This is a genomic window from Nocardia sp. NPDC058058, assembly GCF_042885355.1.
Taxonomy (GTDB): domain Bacteria; phylum Actinomycetota; class Actinomycetes; order Mycobacteriales; family Mycobacteriaceae; genus Nocardia.
The window spans coordinates 815,321-836,397 of sequence record NZ_JBHVSA010000004.1 but is presented as its reverse complement, the minus strand read 5'-3'; the positions used below and the strand labels follow the sequence as shown (position 1 = coordinate 836,397).

The following is a 21,077-nucleotide window of genomic DNA, read 5'->3' as shown; positions in this document are numbered from 1 at the left end:
ATCTCGCCAGGTTCGTTTCGACCCGAGGATGTGATGCGGTTATGTCCAACCAGCGTTTTCGCACCGGCATCGTGGCAGTATCCGGCGCACTGCTCTTGGCGCTGGCAGGCCCGATGACAATGGCGACGGCCACCGCCGCGCCGGTCAACCCCAACTATCCGCTCGGGCCCGATCCGAGCACACCCGGCCAGCAGCAGAAGGACGAGAAGCCGGAGAAGGCGGGCAAACTCGGCGGCACGGTGACGACCAAGGTCATCGACCTCGCCACCGGAGTCCTCAAGTGCGGGTTGAACATCGCACTGCCCGCCGTGAAGTGCGACCTGTAGCAACTACCTCTGCAAGCCGGTCAGATCAGGCTGATCTGACCGGCTTTTTCGTCTACCTGCGCCAATAGTTCGGGGCCGTTATTGCGGACGCTGTTGACCAGGGACGGCACCGGGCGGATGAGAATGTCCGAAACCGATTCCACGCCAGGGGTTTCCAGGAGTTCTTCCGGAGCCGGATGATCCGGGTCCAGCCAGGCGGCCCAGTGCTCGCGGGGCATGGGTAGCGGCATGCGGTCGTGGATCTTCGTCAGATCACCCACCGCGTCCGTGGTCAGGATGGTGCAGGAGAGCAGGGGTTTGGCGTCGTCGCCGAGCGAGCGATCGCGCCAGACCGACCACAGGCCCGCCATGTAGAGGCGGCCGCCATCGGCGCGGGACATGAAAAATGGCTGTTTGACGGCTTTTCCGGGCCCCTCGGATTCGGTGACCCACTCGTACCAGCCGTCCATCGGGACCAGGCAGCGCCGCTTCTTCACCGCATCGCGGAACGAGGCGGTGGTGGCGGCCTTGTCGGCGCGGGCATTGAAGAGGGGTTTGCCCTTGGCGGGGATGCCCGGTTCGGCGGCTTTGCTCCAGGGCGGGATCAGACCCCAGCGCATGGCGCGCACGCGCAGGGTGGCCGGATCCTCGGGATGGTCGCGGTCGTGCCGCTCCACCACGGTGAGCACCTGATTGGTCGGGGCCACGTTGTAGTTGGGGTTGAAACCCTGGTCGGTCGAAGTCCCGGGCGTGGCCTCGTCGAGCGCGTCCAGCTCGACGGCCAGCGTGGCGGGATTCGTCGTTGTCGCGTATCTGCCGCACATGATGACCATGCTGCCACCGCGGACCGACATATTCGAGACTTCGCCACCCCGATAAATACCGCCTGGTTCCTTTCCGGACCTCGCGCGAGTCATGTGAAGGCGGTTGACTTCACTTGTATCGTATGAGACGTTCGTCCCATCACACTCTCGTAAGGGATCGCCGCCACTCATGTCTGCAACCGATACCGCCTCGATCGACCGGGACGCCTCGCTGACCTCCGTCAACCCCGCCACCGGCGAAGTTCTCGCCACCTACCAGATCGATGATGAAGACGCGGTGCACGCCGCCGTCGCCAAGGCTCGCACCGCCGCCGCCACCTGGGGCGCGCTGAGCTTCGGCGAACGCAAGCGGCACCTGCTGCGCTGGAGCAGCAAGCTGGTCGAGAAATCCGACGAGCTCTGCGCGCTCATCCACGCCGAGAACGGCAAACCGCTCGATGACGCCTACCTCGAGCTCATGCTCGCGCTGGAGCACATCAAGTGGGCGGCCTCCAACGCCGAGAAGGTGCTCAAGCCCAAGAAGGTCGCGCCCGGTGCGCTGATGGCCAACTTCGCGGCGCATCTGGAGCAGCGTCCGCTGGGCGTGGTCGGCATCATCGGACCGTGGAACTACCCGGTCTACACGCCCAACGGCTCCATCGCCTACGCGCTCGCCGCGGGCAATGCCATTGTGTTCAAGCCGAGCGAATTCTCCACGGGCATCGGCAATTTCGTGGCCGCCGCGTTCAACGAGGCGAATCCGGAACTGCCGGACGGGGTGTTCACCACCATCAACGGATTCGGTGCGACCGGCGCCGCGCTGGTGCGGGCGGGCGTCGACAAACTGGCGTTCACGGGCTCCACCGCGACCGGTAAGAAGATCATGGCCTCGGCCGCCGATTCGCTCACCCCGGTGCTGCTGGAATGCGGCGGCAAGGACGCGGTGATCGTGGCCGCGGACGCCGACATCAAGGCCGCCGCCGACGCGGTGGCGTGGGGCGCGACCGCCAACTCCGGGCAGACCTGCGCGGGCGTGGAGCGGGTGTACGTCGACAAATCGGTCGCCGAACCGTTCATCGCCGAGGTCAAGCGGATCCTCACCGATATCAAGCCGGGCTCGGACGACAAGGCCTCGTACGGGCCGATGACCATGCCCAGCCAGATCGATATCGTGCGGCGGCATATCGAGGACGCCATCAAGAACGGCGGCACGGCCGTGCTCGGCGGACCCGAATCGATCAAGGGACCGTTCATCGAGCCGGTCATCCTGGTCGACACCGATGAATCCTCGGATGCGGTGTGCGAGGAGACCTTCGGGCCGACCGTCACCATTCGCACGGTGAACGGCATCGACGAGGCGGTCGAACTCACCAATAAGAGCAAGTACGGGCTCGGCTCGGCCGTGTACTCGGCCAAGCACGGACTGGAGATCGCACGCCGCCTGAATGTCGGCTGCACATCGGTGAATTCGGTGCTCAGCTACGCCGCCATCTCCGGACTGCCGTTCGGTGGCGTCGGCGATTCCGGCATCGGCCGCATCCACGGCGCGCCCGGGCTGCTGGAATTCTCCCGCCCGCACTCGATCGCGGTGCAGCGCTTCACGATTCCGGGTATGGCGCTGCTGTCCTACAGCCGCACCGACAGCACCATGAAGCTGCTGCGCAAGATCGTGCCGTTCCTGCACGGGCGCAACAAGTAGGAATTGCCCACTCCTGAATGCCGGTTCCCTTGCGGGGACCGGCATTCGGTGTATCAGGGTGTGGGTGGGAGGACGGGTGGGGTGAAGAATTCCTCGAGCGGGGTGGGGCCGGTGTAGCGGCGGCAGTTGCAGGGGACCCAGGCTTTGATTCCCACGCCGGTGTTGCGGAAGGTCTCACCGTGACATTGGGCGGATTCGCGGTCGTGGACGGCGAGATCGTGGCCGCAGCCGCAGAGCGCGGTGGCCACGGCGGGCTTCTTGGCGGGGCGGGAGCCGAAGCGGCCCAGGGCCCAGCCGCCGCCGACCAGCCCGGCGCCGATGAGGAGGCTGATGGGATCGATCACCCGGTCAGTATACGTACTCATATACGTATATGGCTAGCATGACGGGGCGAACATCGGTTCCCGCTCGCGCAATACCGGAAATATCGGACATTTCTACTGGCCGCACCGGACGAAAGGGGCGGGGAGGGCCCGCGGGAGGTCGATCGTTTGGGAGGATGGGGTTGTGACTTTCTGGCCCGCGCCCCATGTCCGCACTCCCGTCCACGCTTCGGTGACCCTGCCCGGGTCCAAATCCATTACCAACCGGGCGCTGATTCTCGCCGCGCTGGCGGATCGGCCGTCCACCCTCACCGGTGCGCTGCGCAGCCGCGACACCAACCTCATGATCGACGCGCTGCGGGCCATGGGCACGAGCATCGAGGGCGAGGGCGAAACCCTCGTCGTGACGCCGCCCGCCGAATTCAGCAGCGCGGTGGTGGATTGCGGGCTGGCCGGAACGGTCATGCGATTCCTGCCGCCGGTCGCGGCGCTGGCCACCGGCGATGTCGCGTTCGACGGTGACGAGCAGGCACGGGTCCGCCCGCTCGGCACCATCCTGGACGCGCTGCGCGGGCTCGGCGTCGATATCGACGGCAACGCACTGCCTTTCGTGGTGCACGGGACCGGCGCGCTGCGCGGCGGACCGGTCACCATCGACGCCTCCGGATCGTCACAGTTCGTCTCCGGGCTGCTGCTCTCGGCGGCACGCTTCGAACAGGGCATCACGGTGAATCACGATGGCGCGGCGCTGCCCTCGATGCCGCATATCGAGATGACCGTGCAGATGCTGCGCGAGGCCGATGTGCAGGTGGACGCGCCCGCCGATCCGCGCAAGGCGCAGACCTGGACCGTCTCCCCCGGGCCGATTCGCGCCGTGGACTGGGAGATCGAACCCGATCTGTCCAATGCCACCCCGTTCCTGGCCGCGGCCGCGGTCACCGGCGGCGAGGTGAGCATTCCGCACTGGCCGCGCTACACCACCCAGCCCGGCGATGTGATCCGCGAGATTCTGGTGCGCATGGGCGCGGAATGCCGCATCTTCGACGGGGTCCTGACCGTGCACGGCCCGGATCGCCTGGCGGGCATCGATATCGATCTGCACGATGTCGGCGAACTCACCCCGACCGTGGCAGCCCTTGCCGCGCTTGCGGATTCGCCGTCCCGGCTGCGCGGTATCGCGCACCTGCGCGGGCACGAGACCGATCGGCTGGCGGCGCTCACCACCGAGATCAACCGGCTCGGCGGCAAAGTCACCGAAACCGAGGACGGGCTTTCCATCACGCCCGCACCGCTTTCCGGCGGCCAGTGGCATTCCTACGCCGACCACCGGATGGCCACCGCCGGCGCGATCCTGGGCCTGGTCGTGCCGGGCGTCGAGATCGAGGACATCGGCACCACCGCCAAGACGCTGCCGAACTTCGTCGAACTGTGGAGCACCATGCTCGACGGACCGGAGGCGGTCCGCTGAAGCGCCGCGAGTACGACGAGTCCGATGTCCGGATCCGACCGGGCAAGAGCTCACGTCCGCGCACCAAAACCCGCCCCCAGCACCTGGATGCCGAAGCGGCCATGGTCGTCTCGGTCGACCGCGGCCGCTGGGGTTGCGTCCTTGCCGACGATCCGGACCACCGGATCGTCGCCATGCGCGCCCGCGAATTAGGGCGCACGCCGATCGTGGTCGGCGACCAGGTGGATGTGGTCGGCGATCTGTCCGGCAAACCCGATACGCTCGCCCGCATCGTGCGGGTGGCGGATCGGCGAACGGTGTTGCGCCGCACCGCCGATGACACCGATCCGTTCGAACGGATCGTGGTCGCCAATGCCGAACAGCTGTTCATCGTGGTGGCCCTGGCCGATCCGCCGCCGCGCACCGGATTCGTGGAGCGCGCCATGGTGGCCGCGTATGTCGGTGGGCTGCAACCGATTCTGTGCCTGACCAAACACGATCTGGCCGCGGACTCCGAATTCGCGGCCGCCTTCGAGGATTTGGATCTCACCATCGTGTACGGCGGTATCGAGGATCCGCTGGAACCGGTCTTCGAAATGTTGAACGGGCGGCTCACCGCATTGATCGGGCACTCCGGGGTGGGTAAGTCCACGCTGGTGAATCGTCTTGTGCCGGATGCGGATCGGGCCGTCGGCGTCGTCTCCGGAGTCGGTAAGGGGCGGCACACCTCCACCCAGTCCGTGGCGCTGGCGCTGGCAGAGGGTGGCTGGGTGGTGGACACCCCTGGCGTGCGCTCCTTCGGTCTCGCGCACATCACCCCGGACGATGTGATCGGCGCGTTCTCCGATCTGGCCGATGCCATCGAGGATTGCCCGCGCGGCTGCACCCATCTGGGGCCGCCCGCCGATCCGGAATGCGCGCTGGACAATCTGCCCGGTAAAGAGGCGCGGGTGGCGGCGATTCGACTGCTGCTCACCGCGCTCAACACCAATGATCCGTGGTTCAAGGGCGTGCAGCCGACGGTCTGAGCCGTGCAGCTTACCGCCTGAGTCGTGCGCGCCACCGCATCTACGCGGAAACTACTCGGCGGTAATGAAACTTCCTGTATAGCAACAGGTTTCAGTTTCGAATAGGCTCACAGCTGCCCGCCCGCAATCGGAAATATCCGCGTTACAGGTGGTCATCCGAGCGCCATCGGACCGTCACCCATTCGGCAAACTCCGAGGCGCACACTGTCTTGCGCACCCGGCGTCCGGCAGCGGCCCGCCCCCTCCGCAGCGGGCCCCGGCGGTACGGATCCGGCGCGAAGACTTCGTCCTGCGATCGCGCCAGCCCACGGGATTCGTCGACGCCCCGGGCGCCGGGTGCACACCACTCGCCGCCCGGAGGTCCCGATGTTCGAATCCTGCTGCTCCCCACATGAATCGGCCCACCTGCTGCGGGCGCGCTACGGGCTACCGGTGGAGATGTTCGCCAACCGGCCGTTCCTGTCGGTCGGCCCGGCGCTGGAGGCGATCACGCTACCGGCGGGGCTCGGCCGCAGGGTACTCGAGCGACTCCGGGTCGGCCGCGAACTACTGGATCGAGCCGAACAATTACCGCGACCACCCGTAATCGCCGATCCCCGCGGCCGCCGCTGGATCCTGCTGACCGCACCACCCGCGCCGTATCACCCACTCCCCCAACAACTCCTGCGCCGCCTGCACGCCCACGCCGTCGAACTGCCCGAACCCGGCACCCGCATCATGCTGCCCACCACGGATCTGCCCCTGGGCTGGCACTGGGCCAGCGAGCCGGAGCCGGGCACCATGCGGCTACCGCACCGGACGGTGGTGCTCGGCGCGGTGCGACTCTCGATCCTGGCCGGCGCCGACAATGTTCCGGCGTGAGGTGAACGCATTTCGGCACGGGATCGCAATTCGCCGAATACGTTTCGTATCGCGATAATTGAATGGCAATGAATAAAAGGGTTGACGTTAACCGTCGATTCATTTTCCGCACAGGGACTTCACATTGCACTCACAGGAATGTGGTAGGAATTTGCGGTCGGCGGACACACCGCCGATCCGCTCGAAATCTCTAGGAGTAAGAATGCGCAAGATGCGCGCGCTGGGTGTGGCCGCTATCGCCACCGGTCTGCTGTTCGGCGCCACCGGTATCGCCGCCGCCGAAACCACCACCCCGCCCCCGGCCGCCACCACCGGCTCCGCGGACCAGGTCGTCAACTGGGTCAACCTGATCCTCAAGGGTCTCACCGCCGGCAGCGCGAAGAAGTAATCTCCGCCGTAAAAGGCCGTCTCCCAGCCGAATAGGCACGGAGACGGCCTTTTCGCCGTCCGCGCTCCGATCACCCGGACGACCTGACATCCCATGAATCCCCGTCGGCGGACTAGGCTTGATAGGCATGGCGAATGATCAGCAGGAGGGTACAGGTGCGGGACGGCGCGTACGCCGCCCGCGGAATCCGCTTCCGGCGGTGGGGCGGGCACTGGCTCGCAGGCCGATCGTGATGCGCAGTGCACCCGCGGTCGCCCTGCTGGAGCGCACCACCCGGCGACTCAGCCGGGGGCGGATGGGCGTACTCGATCTGGCCGGACTGCCCGCACTCGAATTGACGGTCGCGGGACGGCGCACCGGACAACCGCGCACGGTGTCGCTGCTGTACATTCCGGATCCGATCGATCGAAAAGTCTTCCTGCTCATCGGATCCAATTGGGGAAAGCCCAAACATCCCGCATGGTCGTCGAATCTGGCCGCGGCCGATCACGCCGAATTGCATATCGACGGTGAGCGATTCACGGTGAACGTGCGCACCCTCGACGGTGTCGACCGTGAACGCGCCTGGGCGCGCGCCATCGCCTTCTGGCCCGGTTACGCCATGGAACAGCGGCTGGCCGGAGCACGGGTGTTCCGGATGTTCGAACTCACCCGAGCGTGACCGCCCGCAGATAGCCAGTAGCGGACCAGACGGTCGGCGTAAGTGCTGCGCGCGCCGCCCGAACTCGCTAGATTGCCGGGGTGGAAGACCATGAGCGGGGCGAATACTCGCCGCTCCTAGACGAAGACCTGGGGCCCGGCGCACCGGTAACCCCGGAGGTGCGGATCGGGCGCAATGACGACAGCGCGGGCCTGCCCGAATGCGTACGCTGCGGACGACCGGCGGCGCTCTACGTACGCGCGGTATGGCTGTCCATGCGCGCGGTCCTCAGCGGAGATACCGACGTGGACAAGATGATTCAGGTCAACGCCTGCGGCCCCTGCACGGGCAGCGTCGCGGGCATGATCCTGATCAATTGGGATCCCCGGCACTGGGGCGAATCGGTGAACCTGGACTGACACCGTGTGCGGGACCCGGCCGAACAGCACCGGACCCCGCCGGAATTACATCGCGGGACTGGAGCAGACTCGCGATCCGCTCACCGAGCCGCCGATCACGCAGAAGGCGATAACGAACGGCAGCAGTAGCCACGTCGGATCCTTGATGACATCCTTGAGCGCCAGTTCGGCGGAACCCTCGCTGCTGCCCCCGGTGGTCACATCGATCTGCTGCGCCACGACCGGCGCTGGGGCGGCGGGCTCGGCGCTCGCGGTCGCGGTGGCCCCGATCAGAGCCGCGGTGATCGAAACGGTGGCGACGGTGGCGCGGAGTGAACGATGCATGGGGCCATGCCTTCCAGCGGTCTTGCGTGAATGAGTGCCGGGAGCATATCCAGATTTGAAGCAAACGCACTTCAGATTGACCTCGAGGAAATCTGAATCGCGCCCATACCCGCGAAACGACAGCGCCCCGGGTGTCTCCACCCGGGGCGCTCGTCATTCAACCAACGAAATCAGCGGCGGCGCTTGGACTTCGGGGCCTTGTCGAGCTTGCCCTGGGCGCGGGCGGCCTCGCGGCGCTCGCGGCGGGTGCCCTCGGCATTGCCGTCGCCGTACTCCTCGGAGTCGCTGTGCACGGCGGTGTGGCCGCCCTCGTCCGGACCCGAGTAGCTGAGCGCGCGGGGGGCGGGCTCGTCGATTCCCTTGGCGCGCAATGCCGCCGGAGCGCCATTGCCGGCCGCGGGCTGCTCCTGGGTGGGCAGCGGGCGGTTGCCGACCGGGGACTGCAGGCCCGCGCCGACCGAAACGCCGGTGGGCTGGGGCTGCTGCACCTCGACCTGGAGGTTGAACAGGAAGCCGACCGACTCCTCCTTCAGACCCTCCAGCATGGCGGCGAACATATCGAAGCCCTCGCGCTGGTACTCGACCAGCGGATCACGCTGGGCCATGGCGCGCAGGCCGATGCCCTCCTTGAGGTAATCCATCTCGTAGAGGTGCTCACGCCACTTGCGGTCCAGCACGGACAGCAGGATCTGACGCTCGAGGTTGCGCATGCTGCCCTCGCCCGCGAGCGAATCGATCTCGGACTCGCGGTTCTCGTAGGAGGCGTGCGCATCGTCCAGCACGGCTTCCAGCAGTTCCTCGCGGGACAGCTCGCCGACCTCGCCGTCGGCGGTCTCGCCGGTGAGATCCTTGTAGTCGATCCCGATGGGGTACAGCGTCTTCAGCGCGGTCCACAGCTTGGCGAGATCCCAATCCTCCACATAGCCTTCGGCGGTGGCGCCCTGGACGTAGGCGGTGATCACATCGGTGATCATCTCCTGGACCTGACCCTCCATATCCTCACCATTGAGGATGCGGGCACGCTCGGCGTAGATGACCGTGCGCTGCTGGTTCATCACCTCGTCGTACTTCAGAACGTTCTTGCGGATCTCGAAGTTCTGCTGCTCGACCTGGGTCTGCGCGGACTTGATGGCACGCGAGACCATCTTGGCCTCGATCGGCACATCGTCCGGCAGGTTCAGGCGGGTCATGATCGACTCCAGCGCCGCGCCGTTGAAGCGCCGCATGAGCTCGTCACCCAGCGACAGGTAGAAGCGGGACTCGCCCGGATCGCCCTGACGGCCGGAACGACCGCGCAGCTGATTGTCGATACGACGCGATTCGTGCCGCTCGGTGCCGAGCACGTACAGGCCACCGGCCTCGCGCACCGTCTCGGCATCCTCCTCGGTCTGCTCCTTGACGCGCTCCAGCGCCGGATGCCAGGCCGCCTCGTACTCGGCCGGGGTCTCGACCGGGTCCAGACCCTGCTTGCGCAGCAGAATGTCGGCGATGATGTCAGCGTTGCCGCCGAGCACGATATCGGTACCACGACCGGCCATATTGGTGGCGACGGTGACCGCGCCGGGCCGACCGGCCTCGGCGATGATCTGCGCTTCCTGCTCGTGGAACTTCGCGTTCAGCACCGAGTGCGGGACACCGCGCTTGGTGAGCTGCTTGGACAGGTACTCCGAACGCTCCACCGAGGTGGTGCCGATCAGCACCGGCTGGTTCTTCTCGTGCCGCTCGACGATGTCGTCGGCGACCGCGGAGTACTTGGCCTCCTCGGTCTTGTAGATCAGGTCGGACTGATCCTGGCGGACCATCTCCCGGTTGGTCGGGATCGGCACCACGCCCAGGCCGTAGGTCTGGTGCAGCTCGGCCGCCTCGGTCTCGGCGGTACCGGTCATACCGGACAGCTTGTCGTAGAGGCGGAAGTAGTTCTGCAGCGTGATCGTCGCCAGGGTCTGGTTCTCCGGCTGGATCTCGACCGCTTCCTTGGCCTCGATCGCCTGATGCATGCCCTCGTTGTAGCGGCGGCCCACCAGGATTCGGCCGGTGAACTCGTCGACGATGATGACCTCGCCGTCGCGGACGATGTAATCCTTGTCGCGGGTGTACAGCTCCTTCGCCTTGATGGCGTTGTTCAGGTAGCTGACCAGCGGGGAGTTCGCGGCCTCGTACAGGTTGTCGATGCCGAGCTGATCCTCGACGAATTCGACGCCCGCCTCGTGCACGCCGATGGTGCGCTTCTTGATGTCGACCTCGTAGTGCAGGTCCTTCTTCAGCAGCGGCGAGATGCGCGCGAACTCCGCGTACCACTTCGAGGAGGCATCGGCCGGACCCGAGATGATCAGCGGGGTACGGGCCTCGTCGATGAGGATCGAGTCGACCTCGTCGACCACGGCGAAGTTATGCCCGCGCTGCACCAGATCGTCCAGCGAGTGGGTCATATTGTCGCGCAGGTAATCGAAGCCGAACTCGTTGTTCGTGCCGTAGGTGATATCGGCGTTGTAGGCCACGCGGCGCTCGGCCGGGGTCATACCGCCGAGGATCACGCCCACGTCGAAACCGAGGAACCGGTGCACGCGGCCCATCCACTCGGCATCGCGCTTGGCGAGGTAGTCGTTGACGGTGACCACGTGCACGCCGTCGCCGCTGATGGCGTTCAGGTAGGCGGGCAGCACACAGGTCAGGGTCTTGCCCTCACCGGTCTTCATCTCGGACACATTGCCGATGTGCAGGGCGGCACCGCCCATGATCTGCACCTTGTAATGCTTCTGATTGAGCACCCGCCAGGACGCCTCCCGGGCGGTCGCGAAGGCCTCGAGGAGCAGCTCGTCGAGGGATTCACCCTCGGCATAGCGCTCCTTGAACTCCTCGGTCTTGGCTTGCAACTCGGAGTCGGACAGCGCCGAGAACTCCTCGTCCAGGGCGATTACTTCATCCGCCAGGTTCGCAAGCCGCTTGACCGTGCGACCTTCACCAATCCGTAGCAACCTCGAAAGCGTCAGCGCAGGCACGGGTCTTGTCAGTCCTCTGGTCGGTGTATTCGGTAGCCCCCACCAAGGCAGGGAGCGTGCGCGCGAGCGCGCAATCACTGCCATGGTAATCCGCAGCCCAGCATAGGCGCTGAAGTGCACGAGCGACGGGACGGCCGGTTGCTGCGAGCCCGAAACCGCACGTAGCGACAGTTGAGCGAATGACTTTGTGTCCGAGGCTGTTTCAAGTCCGCTGACGTAGGATGTACCAAGGTTCGGCGCGCGGAGGCGCGAACCGGGGGCGTCGGCTACGACGTGAAATTGCGGGCAGTGGCGCCCGGACCGTTCCCCCAGGTGATCGGATTGCGATAGCTTGCCACCAGAACCGGCGCGCGCCGCCGACGCCTTGCGGGGGGGATGCCAGGCGGGCGCACGGCAGGGATTAGGGAGTAGCGGGCAGCGTGATCACCAGACTGACGCCGCAGGACGCGTCGTTCTACCGGCTCGAATCGAGCAGCAATCCCATGCATATCGGCTCGCTCGCCATCCTGCGCAATAGCGCGCCCGCCGGGAATTCCGGGCACGCGCCGCTGGATTACGACAGCCTCGTCGCGCTGGTGGAATCGCGGTTGCCGCTGGTGCCGCTGTACCGGCGCAAGGTGCGCGAGATCCCGTTCGCACTGGGCCGCCCGATCTGGGTGGACGACGCGCATTTCGACGTCACCTATCACATTCGCAGGTCCGCGCTGCCCGAACCGGGCACCGATGAGCAACTGCTCGACCTGGTCGCGCGGCTGGCATCGCGGCCGCTGGACAGCGCCCGGCCGCTCTGGGAGATGTACCTCGTCGAGGGCCTCTCGGACGGACGGTCGGCGGTGTTCACCAAAACGCACTCGGCGCTGGTGGACGGCGATACCGCACTGGAGATCGGGCATGTGATCCTGGACACCTCGGCCGCACCCCGCGAGGTCGCCGACGACGCCTGGATCGCGCATCGCGAACCCGCCGATCTGGAGTTGCTGGTCGGGGCGGTGCTGCATCTGGCAACTCAGCCGCGCGAGGCCCTCGAGGTCATGCGGCATCACGGCGCGGAGGCGTTCGCGGTGGTCGACGCCACCGGCAAGGCCGTGCAGAAGATGGTGTCCATGCTGCGCGCGGCCGCGCTCGGCGCACCCGACAGTCCGCTCAATACGCGCACCTCGCGCAGTCGCCGATTCGAGGTGGTGCGCACCGATCTCGAGGATTACCGCAAGATCCGCAAGCGATTCGACTGTTCGATCAACGATGTGATTCTGGCCGTGGTCACGGGTGCGCTGCGCAATTGGCTGCTCTCGCGCGGGCAGGTGCTCACCGAGGCCGACGCCCTGCGCGCGGTCGTACCGATGTCCGTCTACGCGGACGGCGCGGAGCTGAAACCGGCGGGCGAGGTCACCTCGCTACTGCTGGATCTGCCGGTGGGCGAACCGAATCCGGTGATTCGGATGTCGCATATCAAGCACGCCACCGAGGCGCACGCCCGGCATCAACAGGGGGTGCAGGCGCGGACCCTGGTACATATGGCCGGATTCGCTCCGGCGAGCCTGCATGCGATGAGTGTGCGGTCTGCGAGTACCTTTGCCGAGCACACGTTCAATCTGGTGATCACCAATGCGCCGGGTCCGCAGCAGCCGATGTATATCGGCGGCGCGCGGATGCTGGAGATGTATCCGGTGTCGCCATTGCTGCGCAATCAGGCATTGAGTATCGGACTCACCTCCTATGACGGGCGGGTCTGCTACGGGCTCACCGCCGACCGCGACGCGATGGCCGATATCGCGGTATTGACCGCTTCGGTGCACGAGTCGATGGAGGAGATGCTCGGTGCCTGCGTCCAGTGAGTCGTCCGGCGTGGCGAAGAAGCTACGCGTGTACGTCCCGGCCACCGTGCCGATGCTGCGGGAACTGGTCGCCGACCGGGAGATCCGGGCAATCAACGACACCGCGTTCGCGGTCACGCCCGCCCTGCGCGAGGCGTACGCGTCCGGGGACGACGATGAGCTCGCCGAGGTCGCCATGTCCGAGGCGGCGCGGGCGTCGCTGCGGCTGCTGGCCGAGGATTCCGCGCTGGAGGACAAGGACTCCGAGTCCGACGACGACGCGTCCCCCGCGCGCGGGCCGATCTTCCGGCGCGCGGTGATCGCGGCCGATGTCGACGGTGCGACGCTGCGACCGGATCTGGATGACGCGGTGGTTCGTCTCGCCGCAGCCATCCCCTACGACCGCATCGCGTCGGTGCATGTCGATCTCGTCGAGGCCGAGCCCGAGGTGGCCAAGGCCGTGGATGTGATCGATGCCGCCGATATGGGTGACACCGATGCCGAATTCGTGCTCGGGGACGCCGAGGATCACCAATTGGCTTGGTACGCGGCACAGGAACTGCCGTTCCTGCTGGAACTGCTCTAGCCCACCCCCGGACCTCTTTCGTCGGCGGCACCGGCACCGTAACCTACGATGCCGTAACCTTGCTGTGACAGCGTGCGTAAGCACCCGGTATGCCCCGCACAGGGCATTCGCCGGGCGGCACCTGAGCACCGCGAGCAGCGACGCAGCTGTGCCGCGGAGCGGGCGGCCCGTCACGGGCCGCGGTTGACGACACTGCGCTACAGCGCACGACGACAGGAACGTCCGGAAAAATGGCATCGAAGAGTGGCGGATTCTCCGTGCGGGGACTCCGGGAATGGCTGGAGGCGCCGGTCGCCGAGGGCGCGACCGCGGGACGCACCAAGCTGAACACGCTGCGCGGTGCGGCGGCACGAGTCACCACTCCCCTGCTGCCCGACGATTATCTGCATCTGGTGAATCCGCTGTGGTCGGCGCGTGAGTTGCGCGGGCGCATCGTGGAGGTGCGCAAGGAGACCGCGGATTCGGTCACCCTCGTGATCAAGCCGGGCTGGGGTTTCGATTTCAAGTTCTCGCCGGGCCAGTACATCGGCATCGGCGTGCTGGTGCAGGGGCGCTGGCATTGGCGTTCGTATTCGCTGACCTGCCCGCCGGATTGGACCGATCCCGAACACAAGGCCAAGCGGCTCATCTCGATCGCCGTGAAGGCGATGCCGGAGGGCTTCCTGTCCAGCCACCTGGTCAACGGTGTGGCGGTCGGCAGTGTGGTGCGGCTGGCCGCGCCGCAGGGCGGGTTCGTGCTGCCCGAGCCGCCGCCGCGCAAGGTGCTGTTCCTCACCGCGGGCTCCGGCATCACCCCGGTGATGGCCATGCTGCGCACCATGGATCGCCGCGGTGTGGTGCCGGATGTGGTGCATGTGCACTCCGCGCGCACCCCCGAGGACGTCATGTTCGGTGACGATCTGCGCGAATTGCACGACAAGCACCCGAGTTTCACCGCGAACCTGCACTACACCGGCGAGAACGGCAAGTTCGCGCTGGCCTCGCTCGATGAGCTCGTGCCCGATTGGCGCGAGCGCGACACCTGGGCGTGCGGACCGATCGGCATGCTCGACGAGATCGAAAAGCATTGGGCCGAAGCCGATATCGCGGATCAGCTGCATGTGGAGCGGTTCGAGATCGAGCGTTCGGCCACCGGCGAGGGCGGCACTGTCACCTTCGCGCGCGCGGGCCGCAGCGTCGAAATCGACGGCGCCACCACGCTCTTGCAGGCCGGTGAGGAGGCGGGCGTGCAGATGCCGTTCGGCTGCCGCATGGGCATCTGCCAGACCTGTGTGGTGACCATCACCGACGGCCATGTGCGAGATCTGCGCAACGGCAATGAGCGTCGTGCCGGGGACAAAGTGCAGACCTGTATCTCCGCCGCCGCGGGCGACTGCACTCTTGACGTATAAAGCACACACCGTGCGGCACCACCATTCCGAATAGCGGCTACCCTCGATAGCAGTCGAGCCTGACCGCGGCCCCGCTCGGGGCCGCGAATCCGCCCCAAGGGCGTGAGGCAGTTCAACCACGGAAGGATCGCCGGTGGCCATCACCGACATCAAGACGTTCGCCCACCTCACCGAGGCGGATATCGAGACTCTGGGTCAAGAGCTCGACACCATTCGCAGAAATGTCGAGCTCTCGCTCGGCGAGAAGGACGCGAAGTACATTCGCCGCGTCATTCGCGCCCAGCGCGTGCTGGAGGCCGCCGGGCGCGCCACCCTGTTCGCGAGCCGGAACAGGTGGGCCTGGCTGGGCGGTACCGCGCTGCTGTCGGTCGCCAAGATCATCGAGAACATGGAGCTCGGGCACAACATCAGCCACGGGCAATGGGATTGGATGAACGACCCGGAGATCCACTCCACCACATGGGAGTGGGATATGACGGGTACCTCGGCGCAGTGGAAGACCGCGCACAACTACTCGCACCACACCTATACGAACATCCTCGATATGGATGAGGATCTGGGCTTCGGCATTCTGCGCATGACGCGCGATGAGGAATGGAAGCCGATCAACCTGGCGCAGCCGGTGGCGAATCTGGTGCTGGCCGCGCTGTTCGAGTGGGGCATTGCGCTGCACGATCTTTCGGCTGTCAAAGAGCAGCAGGGCGTGGATCCCAAGGACTGGTTCTCCGAGCCGAACAAGGAGTTCTGGCGCAAAGCGGGCAAGCAGGTCGTCAAGGATTTCGTGATCTATCCGGCGCTGACCGGTCCGGCGTGGAAGTCGACGCTGAAGGCGAATGCCACCGCGAACCTGGTGCGCAATCTGTGGGCGTACGCGGTCATCTTCTGCGGGCATTTCCCGGACGGCGCGGAGAAGTTCACCGAGGAGCAGTTCGAGAACGAGACGCAGGGCGAATGGTATCTGCGGCAGATGCTGGGCAGCGCCAATTTCGAGGCGGGCCCGGCGATGGCGCTGATGAGCGGCAATCTCAGCTTCCAGATCGAACATCATCTGTTCCCGGACATTCCGAGCAATCGGTATGCCGAGGTATCGGTGAAGGTGAAGGAACTGTGCGACAAGTACGACCTGCCGTACACCACCGGTTCGATCGGTAAGCAATACCTGCTGGCATTCCGGACGATTCACAAACTGGCGCTGCCGGATCAGTGGTTGAAGCGGACTTCCGACGATGCGCCGGAGACTTCCTCGGAGCGCAAATTCGCCGGTATCACGCTGCCCGCATTGCCCAGTATGCCGTCGTTGCAGGACGGTCAGGAGTGGCTGGCCGAGCACAATTGGGCTGGTGTGGACCCCGTGACGGGTGAGCGGCGCGGGCTGCGTTCGGCCATGCAGGAGGCCAAGACCGTACTCAAGGAAAAGGCTCAGCACGAGAAGGAAGTACTGCGCGAGGCGAAGGTCGCGTTGCAGGAAAAGGCAAGGCACGAAAAGGCTTTGCTGACCGAGAAGGCCGGGCGCCGGCGCTCGCTGAAGCAAATGCTGCGCCGTTCGCGCTAGCAGGTTACGATATCGAACGCAATGCGGCGTTCGACACGTTACGGATTCACTCGCTCGCAACCTACGGAGCCGTAACCTACGGTACTGTAGGTTGCATGGCGATCTCGGATGTCAAGGAATACGCACACCTCACCCCGGAGGATGTCGAAGCTATCGGCGCGGAGCTCGACGCCATCCGCCGCGAAATCGAATCCTCCCGGGGCGAAAGCGATGCGCGTTACATCCGCCGCGTTATTCGTCTCCAGCGCGCCCTCGAAATCAGTGGGCGCGGAGCACTTTTCTTCAGTCTCTTCCCGCCCGCCTGGATCGCGGGTACGGCACTGCTCGGCACGGCCAAGATCATCGAGAATATGGAGATCGGCCATAACGTCATGCACGGCCAGTGGGATTGGATGAACGATCCGGAAATCCACTCCACCTCGTGGGAATGGGATAACGCCGGGCCGTCCGAGCACTGGAAGATCACGCATAACTTCCTGCACCACAAGTACACCAATGTGCTCGGCATGGACGACGATATCGGCTACGGCCTGCTGCGCGTAACCCGCGATCAGCGGTGGAGCCCGTTCTACCTGGGCCAGCCCATTTACAACCTGCTGCTGCAGAGTTTCTTCGAATACGGCGTCGCCATCCAGCATTTGGAGCTCGGCAAGGTCGCCAAGAAGAAGTGGGCCAAGGACAGCCCCGAATGGAAGCAGTTCGAGGCCGACCGCGCTCTGGTGCTCAAGAAGATCGGCAAGCAGGCGGGCAAGGATTACCTGCTGTTCCCGCTGCTCACCGGTCCCGCGTTCTTCGGCACGCTGACCGCGAACCTGGCCGCGAACGTCATGCGCAATGTGTGGACCAACGCCATCATCTTCTGCGGGCACTTCCCGGACGGTGCGGAGAAGTTCACCAAGCACGATGTGCTGAACGAGACCCAGGGCGAGTGGTACCTGCGCCAGATGCTGGGCAGCGCGAACATCTCCGGCGGCAAGCTGCTGCACTTCATGTCCGGCAACCTGAGCCACCAGATCGAGCACCACCTGTTCCCGGATCTGCCGTCCAACCGGCTGGCCGATATCGCGGTGCGGGTGCGCGCCATGTGCGACAAGTACGACCTGCCGTACACCACCGGCTCGCTGCCGGTGCAGTACTTCAAGTCCTGGCGCACCATCATGAAGCTGTCGCTGCCGAACAAGTACCTGTTCCGCAGTGCCGATGACGCCCCGGAAACCAAGTCGGAGAAGGCCTTCGGCGGTGTCGCCACCGTCGACCCCAGCACCGGCCGTCGCTCCGGCCTGCGCACCGCCCTGGCCCAGGGCCGCAAGCGCCTCACCCGCCGCGAGCCCGCCCTCGTCGGCTGACCCGAATACCCGCCGAATGCGGCCCGCACCTTCCTGGTGCGGGCCGCATTCGTTTATCGCGAGGCTGCCAGGAAGGGCGCTATGAGTGCCTGGTTCACTGGTCGGCGTGTGTGCCGAAGGTCCGATAGCCCCCGAAGAATGTCTCAGCGTCTACGACGCCATCCGCCTGCGCCGCGATGTCCGCGCGGAGTTCACCGGCGAAGTCGTGGACGACCCCACGCTGTTGCGGATTCTCGAAGCGGCGCATCGCGCCCCCAGTGTCGGCAACTCCATGCCCTGGGATTTCATCGTGATCCGGGATCGGGCGATGCTGTCGAAGTTCGCCGATCACGTCGCCGATAAGCGCCGCGAATTCAACGACGCGCTGCCCGCCGATCGCTCGGAGACGTTCAACCCGATCAAGATCGAGGGCATTACCGAATCCGGCACCGGAATCGTGGTGACCCACAATCAGGCTCGCGGCGGCACGCATATCCTCGGCCGCGCCACGGTCCCCGAAACCGGGATCTACTCGACCATCCTCGCCATCCAGAACCTGTGGCTCGCGGCCACCGCCGAGGGCATCGGCGTCGGCTGGGTCAGCTTCTACGACACCCCGGTCCTGGCCGATCTCCTCGACCTCCCCGACCACATCAAACCGGTCGCCTGGCTCTGCGTCGGCCCGGTCACCGAATTCCAGCAGATCCCCGACCTCGAGCGCTTCGGCTGGCGCACCCGCCGCCCCCTCGAATCCGCCATCCACTGGGAGCGTTTCACCCCGGGCCAGGGTGCCGACTAGCGATCCCCGTCATCCGGGATAACGACACCCGTCATCCCGGCGCGTTTTTGGCCGGGATCCACGCTTATCAACGCATATGCGGCCGACGGTGGATCCCGGCCACAAGCATGCCGGGATGACGGGGGGAGGTGGGTCAGACGCGTTCGAGGATTGCCGATGCGCCGATGCCGCCCGCGGCGCAGATGCCGAGGAGGGCGGTGGACTTGCCGGAGCGAGCGAGTTCGTTGGCCATGGTGGTGACCATGCGGGCTCCGGTGGCGCCGAAGGGGTGGCCGAGGGAGACCGAGCCGCCGTGGATATTCAGGGTGGCCGGATCGATCTCGCCGACGGCGGTGTCGCGGTCGAGGCGCTGTTTGGCCCAGTCGGTGCTGGCCAGGGCCGAGACGACGGACAGGGTCTGGGCCGCGAAGGCTTCGTGGATATCCACGAAATCGATGTCCGCCAGGGACAATCCGGCCTTGTCGAGGGCGCGGGGCATGGAGATGGCGGGGCCGATCAGGACCTGGTCGCGCGGGTCGACCGAGACGTAGCTCCAGGAGCGGAAGGCGGCCAGGGGTTCGAAGCCCAGGGCGCGGGCCTTCTCCTCGCTCATGAGCAGCACCGCGGACGCGCCGTCGGTGAGCGGGCTGGCATTGCCCGCGGTGACGGTGCCGCCCTTGGCGAATACCGGTGCGAGCGTGGACAGTTTCTCCACGCTGGTGCCCGGCCGGACCAGTCCGTCGCGGGTGATGGTCTTGCCCTCGGGTGTGGTGACCGACAGGACTTCGCTGTCGAATCGCCCGGATTCGATGGCGGCGGCGGCACGGTGATGTGAGCGCGCGGCGAACTCGTCCTGCGCGGCGCGCGAAATGCCGTGGATGCGAGCCATTTTCTCGGCGCTCTCACCCATGACCTCGCCGGTGGTGCGCTCTTCGATCTTGGGCCGGCGCGGCACCAGGTCGATGAACGGCGCCAATTGTGCTGCGGCCGTGAGGTAGTCCTTGGCCTTGGGCTTGCCCAGCGCGAGCGGCGCGGCGGCGTGCACGACCTTCTGCGGCAGCTTCACCTCGGCATTGCTGGTCGAGTCACTGCCACCGGCGATCATGATGTCGTACTCGCCGCGTTCGATGGCCGCGGCCGCCGAGGTGACGGCCTGCAACCCCGATGCGCACGCGCGCGTGACGGTGTATCCCTCGCACCCCGGATCCAATTGCAGATCCAGTGCGATCTCCCGCGCGATATTCGGTGCGGCACTGGGCAGGATCACCCCGCCCCACACGATCGCCTGGACGAGTTCCTTCGACAGCCCGGTCCGTTCGAGGAGTCCGCGCACGGCGATATCCGCGAGGTCGATGGAGTCCATCCGGGTGTAGTCGCTGAACGCCCGTACGAACGGGGTCCGCGCACCGGACACGATTACTGCGCGACGAGCGCCCTTGTTGGTCACGAATCAGTTGTATCTGATACGAGTTGTAACAGCAAGGGACCGGGGCTTGGGTGAAGCCCCGGTCGAACCAGAGTTCACCTGCCGCTATGCGAGACGGATAATCCCGTAGTCGAAGGCGTGGCGGCGGTACACAACCGACGGCCGGTCGGTCTCCTTGTCCTGGAACAGGAAGAAATCGTGGCCGACGAGCTCCATCTGGTAGAGGGCATCGTCAACCGTCATGGGGATGGCGGGATGGGTCTTGGTGCGGACGACGTGTCCCGGACCGGCTTCGCCGTCCAGTTCCTCGGCCGCGTGATCATGTGCGCCGGACGACCCGTTCGGTGACATGAACAGCGATTCGTCGATCAATCCGGCCGTCGCCTGTGACACCGAGATCGGTGTCTTGTCCCCATGATGTACGCGACGACGGTCCTTGAGCCGACGGAGTCGGCCCTCCAGCCGCTCGACCGCCAGTTCCAGGGCGGCGTAGAAGCTGTCCGCGCAGGCCTCGGCCCGGACGACGGGCCCCTTGCCGCGGGCGGTGATCTCTATTCGCTGGCAATTCTTGCGCTGACGACGGTTGCGCTCGTGAGTGAGCTCCACATCGAACAGGTAGATGGTGGGATCGAAGCGTTCGAGCCGAGAGAGCTTGTCCGCGACGTGGATTCGGAAATGTTCGGGTACGCCGCCCTCGCCGAGCGTGCGTCCCTTGACGACGATTTCCGCCTGGGTGCCCCCGGTGGACTGGTCGTCTGGAATGAAATCGTCCAGCAGCGCAGTGTCTGCGTTTTTCGCTGAAGGTCGTGAAGATGTCGTCACGCGTACCTCCCGGATCTGGCCGCACAATCCGCTCGTGCGGCGGGATTGAAACGTGTGCCGATCGAAATCGCTCGGCACATCTTGGTCCGAGGCGCCACCTCCAAACTTCGAGTTCGGGTGTCTGATCGCCACGCTAGTTCGCCAGCG

Annotated in this window: 20 protein-coding genes; 14 read left to right on the top strand and 6 right to left on the bottom strand. The window is 65.8% G+C overall.

The window, feature by feature from the left end; genetic code table 11:
* Positions 1–41 precede the first annotated feature (41 nt).
* Positions 42–326: a hypothetical protein gene (locus ACFVUS_RS34965; protein WP_375965866.1), complete on the top strand. Its 285-nt coding sequence runs from the start codon at positions 42–44 to the stop codon at positions 324–326.
* 20 nt (positions 327–346) lie between these two features.
* On the opposite strand, the gene ACFVUS_RS34960 is transcribed toward ACFVUS_RS34965, so the two are convergent.
* On the bottom strand, positions 347–1,129 hold the full coding sequence (locus ACFVUS_RS34960) for an SOS response-associated peptidase (RefSeq protein WP_387776607.1): 783 nt from the start codon (positions 1,127–1,129) through the stop codon (positions 347–349).
* 169 nt (positions 1,130–1,298) lie between these two features.
* Between ACFVUS_RS34960 and ACFVUS_RS34955 the strand changes: the two genes are divergently transcribed.
* Positions 1,299–2,807 carry an aldehyde dehydrogenase family protein gene (locus tag ACFVUS_RS34955; RefSeq protein WP_387776604.1) on the top strand — a complete coding sequence of 503 codons (1,509 nt, stop codon included), beginning with the start codon at positions 1,299–1,301 and terminating at the stop codon, positions 2,805–2,807.
* A 53-nt stretch (positions 2,808–2,860) separates the two neighbouring features.
* On the opposite strand, the gene ACFVUS_RS34950 is transcribed toward ACFVUS_RS34955, so the two are convergent.
* A complete protein-coding gene (locus ACFVUS_RS34950; RefSeq protein WP_387776601.1) occupies positions 2,861–3,151 on the bottom strand; it encodes a hypothetical protein in 291 nt (96 codons plus the stop codon).
* Positions 3,152–3,314: 163 nt separating this feature from the next.
* Here ACFVUS_RS34950 and aroA point away from each other — a divergent pair, with 163 nt between their 5' ends.
* The 6 genes from aroA (at position 3,315) to ACFVUS_RS34920 (ending at position 7,913) form a co-directional block, all read left to right on the top strand.
* Positions 3,315–4,598, top strand: a complete 1,284-nt coding sequence (gene aroA / locus ACFVUS_RS34945; protein WP_387776598.1) for a 3-phosphoshikimate 1-carboxyvinyltransferase — start codon at positions 3,315–3,317, stop codon at positions 4,596–4,598.
* Positions 4,559–5,605: a ribosome small subunit-dependent GTPase A gene (gene rsgA, locus ACFVUS_RS34940; RefSeq protein ID WP_387776595.1), complete on the top strand. Its 1,047-nt coding sequence runs from the start codon at positions 4,559–4,561 to the stop codon at positions 5,603–5,605. The genes aroA and rsgA overlap by 40 nt, the downstream gene beginning before the upstream one ends.
* A 366-nt stretch (positions 5,606–5,971) precedes the next feature.
* The gene (locus ACFVUS_RS34935) at positions 5,972–6,466 is read left to right on the top strand and encodes a hypothetical protein (protein WP_387776592.1); all 495 of its coding nucleotides are present in this window, start codon (positions 5,972–5,974) and stop codon (positions 6,464–6,466) included.
* Positions 6,467–6,668: 202 nt separating this feature from the next.
* Positions 6,669–6,854: a hypothetical protein gene (locus ACFVUS_RS34930; RefSeq protein ID WP_387776589.1), complete on the top strand. Its 186-nt coding sequence runs from the start codon at positions 6,669–6,671 to the stop codon at positions 6,852–6,854.
* A gap of 127 nt (positions 6,855–6,981) precedes the next feature.
* Positions 6,982–7,515, top strand: a complete 534-nt coding sequence (locus ACFVUS_RS34925) for a nitroreductase family deazaflavin-dependent oxidoreductase (RefSeq protein WP_387776586.1) — start codon at positions 6,982–6,984, stop codon at positions 7,513–7,515.
* Positions 7,516–7,595: 80 nt separating this feature from the next.
* A complete protein-coding gene (locus ACFVUS_RS34920; protein ID WP_364639573.1) occupies positions 7,596–7,913 on the top strand; it encodes a hypothetical protein in 318 nt (105 codons plus the stop codon).
* A 45-nt stretch (positions 7,914–7,958) separates the two neighbouring features.
* On the opposite strand, the gene ACFVUS_RS34915 is transcribed toward ACFVUS_RS34920, so the two are convergent.
* Both ACFVUS_RS34915 and secA read right to left on the bottom strand, forming a co-directional pair.
* Positions 7,959–8,237, bottom strand: coding sequence for a hypothetical protein (locus ACFVUS_RS34915; protein ID WP_387776583.1), 279 nt, complete (start codon positions 8,235–8,237; stop codon positions 7,959–7,961).
* A 170-nt stretch (positions 8,238–8,407) separates the two neighbouring features.
* The gene (gene secA, locus ACFVUS_RS34910) at positions 8,408–11,236 is read right to left on the bottom strand and encodes a preprotein translocase subunit SecA (RefSeq protein ID WP_387776580.1); all 2,829 of its coding nucleotides are present in this window, start codon (positions 11,234–11,236) and stop codon (positions 8,408–8,410) included.
* 419 nt (positions 11,237–11,655) lie between these two features.
* Here secA and ACFVUS_RS34905 point away from each other — a divergent pair, with 419 nt between their 5' ends.
* From ACFVUS_RS34905 to bluB, 6 genes are all read left to right on the top strand, one after another.
* On the top strand, positions 11,656–13,071 hold the full coding sequence (locus tag ACFVUS_RS34905) for a wax ester/triacylglycerol synthase family O-acyltransferase (RefSeq protein ID WP_387776577.1): 1,416 nt from the start codon (positions 11,656–11,658) through the stop codon (positions 13,069–13,071).
* 52 nt (positions 13,072–13,123) lie between these two features.
* Complete coding sequence (locus tag ACFVUS_RS34900) at positions 13,124–13,636, top strand: DUF6912 family protein (protein WP_387778493.1); 513 nt, start codon at positions 13,124–13,126, stop codon at positions 13,634–13,636.
* Between the two features lie 230 nt (positions 13,637–13,866).
* On the top strand, positions 13,867–15,027 hold the full coding sequence (locus ACFVUS_RS34895) for a ferredoxin reductase (RefSeq protein ID WP_387776574.1): 1,161 nt from the start codon (positions 13,867–13,869) through the stop codon (positions 15,025–15,027).
* A gap of 133 nt (positions 15,028–15,160) precedes the next feature.
* A complete protein-coding gene (locus ACFVUS_RS34890) occupies positions 15,161–16,579 on the top strand; it encodes a fatty acid desaturase family protein (protein WP_387776571.1) in 1,419 nt (472 codons plus the stop codon).
* 95 nt (positions 16,580–16,674) lie between these two features.
* Positions 16,675–17,925 (top strand): fatty acid desaturase family protein, encoded by a 1,251-nt coding sequence (locus ACFVUS_RS34885; RefSeq protein WP_387776568.1) that lies wholly within the window; start codon positions 16,675–16,677, stop codon positions 17,923–17,925.
* A 106-nt stretch (positions 17,926–18,031) separates the two neighbouring features.
* Positions 18,032–18,703, top strand: a complete 672-nt coding sequence (gene bluB, locus ACFVUS_RS34880; RefSeq protein ID WP_364639591.1) for a 5,6-dimethylbenzimidazole synthase — start codon at positions 18,032–18,034, stop codon at positions 18,701–18,703.
* A gap of 133 nt (positions 18,704–18,836) precedes the next feature.
* Here the strand turns inward: bluB and ACFVUS_RS34875 are convergent, their stop codons facing one another.
* The gene (locus ACFVUS_RS34875; RefSeq protein ID WP_387776564.1) at positions 18,837–20,129 is read right to left on the bottom strand and encodes an acetyl-CoA C-acyltransferase; all 1,293 of its coding nucleotides are present in this window, start codon (positions 20,127–20,129) and stop codon (positions 18,837–18,839) included.
* An 84-nt stretch (positions 20,130–20,213) separates the two neighbouring features.
* Positions 20,214–20,885, bottom strand: coding sequence for a ribosome hibernation-promoting factor, HPF/YfiA family (gene hpf, locus ACFVUS_RS34870; protein ID WP_387778490.1), 672 nt, complete (start codon positions 20,883–20,885; stop codon positions 20,214–20,216).
* Positions 20,886–21,077: the final 192 nt, after the last annotated feature.

Excerpts from the sequence above, each read along its gene's own strand:
- ACFVUS_RS34965 (WP_375965866.1), top strand. The coding sequence starts at position 42 with ATGTCCAACCAGCGTTTTCGCACCGGCATCGTGGCAGTATCCGGCGCA.
- ACFVUS_RS34960 (WP_387776607.1), bottom strand. The coding sequence starts at position 1,129 with ATGTGCGGCAGATACGCGACAACGACGAATCCCGCCACGCTGGCCGTC.
- ACFVUS_RS34955 (WP_387776604.1), top strand. The coding sequence starts at position 1,299 with ATGTCTGCAACCGATACCGCCTCGATCGACCGGGACGCCTCGCTGACC.
- ACFVUS_RS34935 (WP_387776592.1), top strand. The coding sequence starts at position 5,972 with ATGTTCGAATCCTGCTGCTCCCCACATGAATCGGCCCACCTGCTGCGG.
- ACFVUS_RS34930 (WP_387776589.1), top strand. The coding sequence starts at position 6,669 with ATGCGCAAGATGCGCGCGCTGGGTGTGGCCGCTATCGCCACCGGTCTG.
- ACFVUS_RS34925 (WP_387776586.1), top strand. The coding sequence starts at position 6,982 with ATGGCGAATGATCAGCAGGAGGGTACAGGTGCGGGACGGCGCGTACGC.
- ACFVUS_RS34915 (WP_387776583.1), bottom strand. The coding sequence starts at position 8,237 with ATGCATCGTTCACTCCGCGCCACCGTCGCCACCGTTTCGATCACCGCG.
- ACFVUS_RS34900 (WP_387778493.1), top strand. The coding sequence starts at position 13,124 with ATGCTGCGGGAACTGGTCGCCGACCGGGAGATCCGGGCAATCAACGAC.
- ACFVUS_RS34895 (WP_387776574.1), top strand. The coding sequence starts at position 13,867 with ATGGCATCGAAGAGTGGCGGATTCTCCGTGCGGGGACTCCGGGAATGG.
- ACFVUS_RS34885 (WP_387776568.1), top strand. The coding sequence starts at position 16,675 with ATGGCGATCTCGGATGTCAAGGAATACGCACACCTCACCCCGGAGGAT.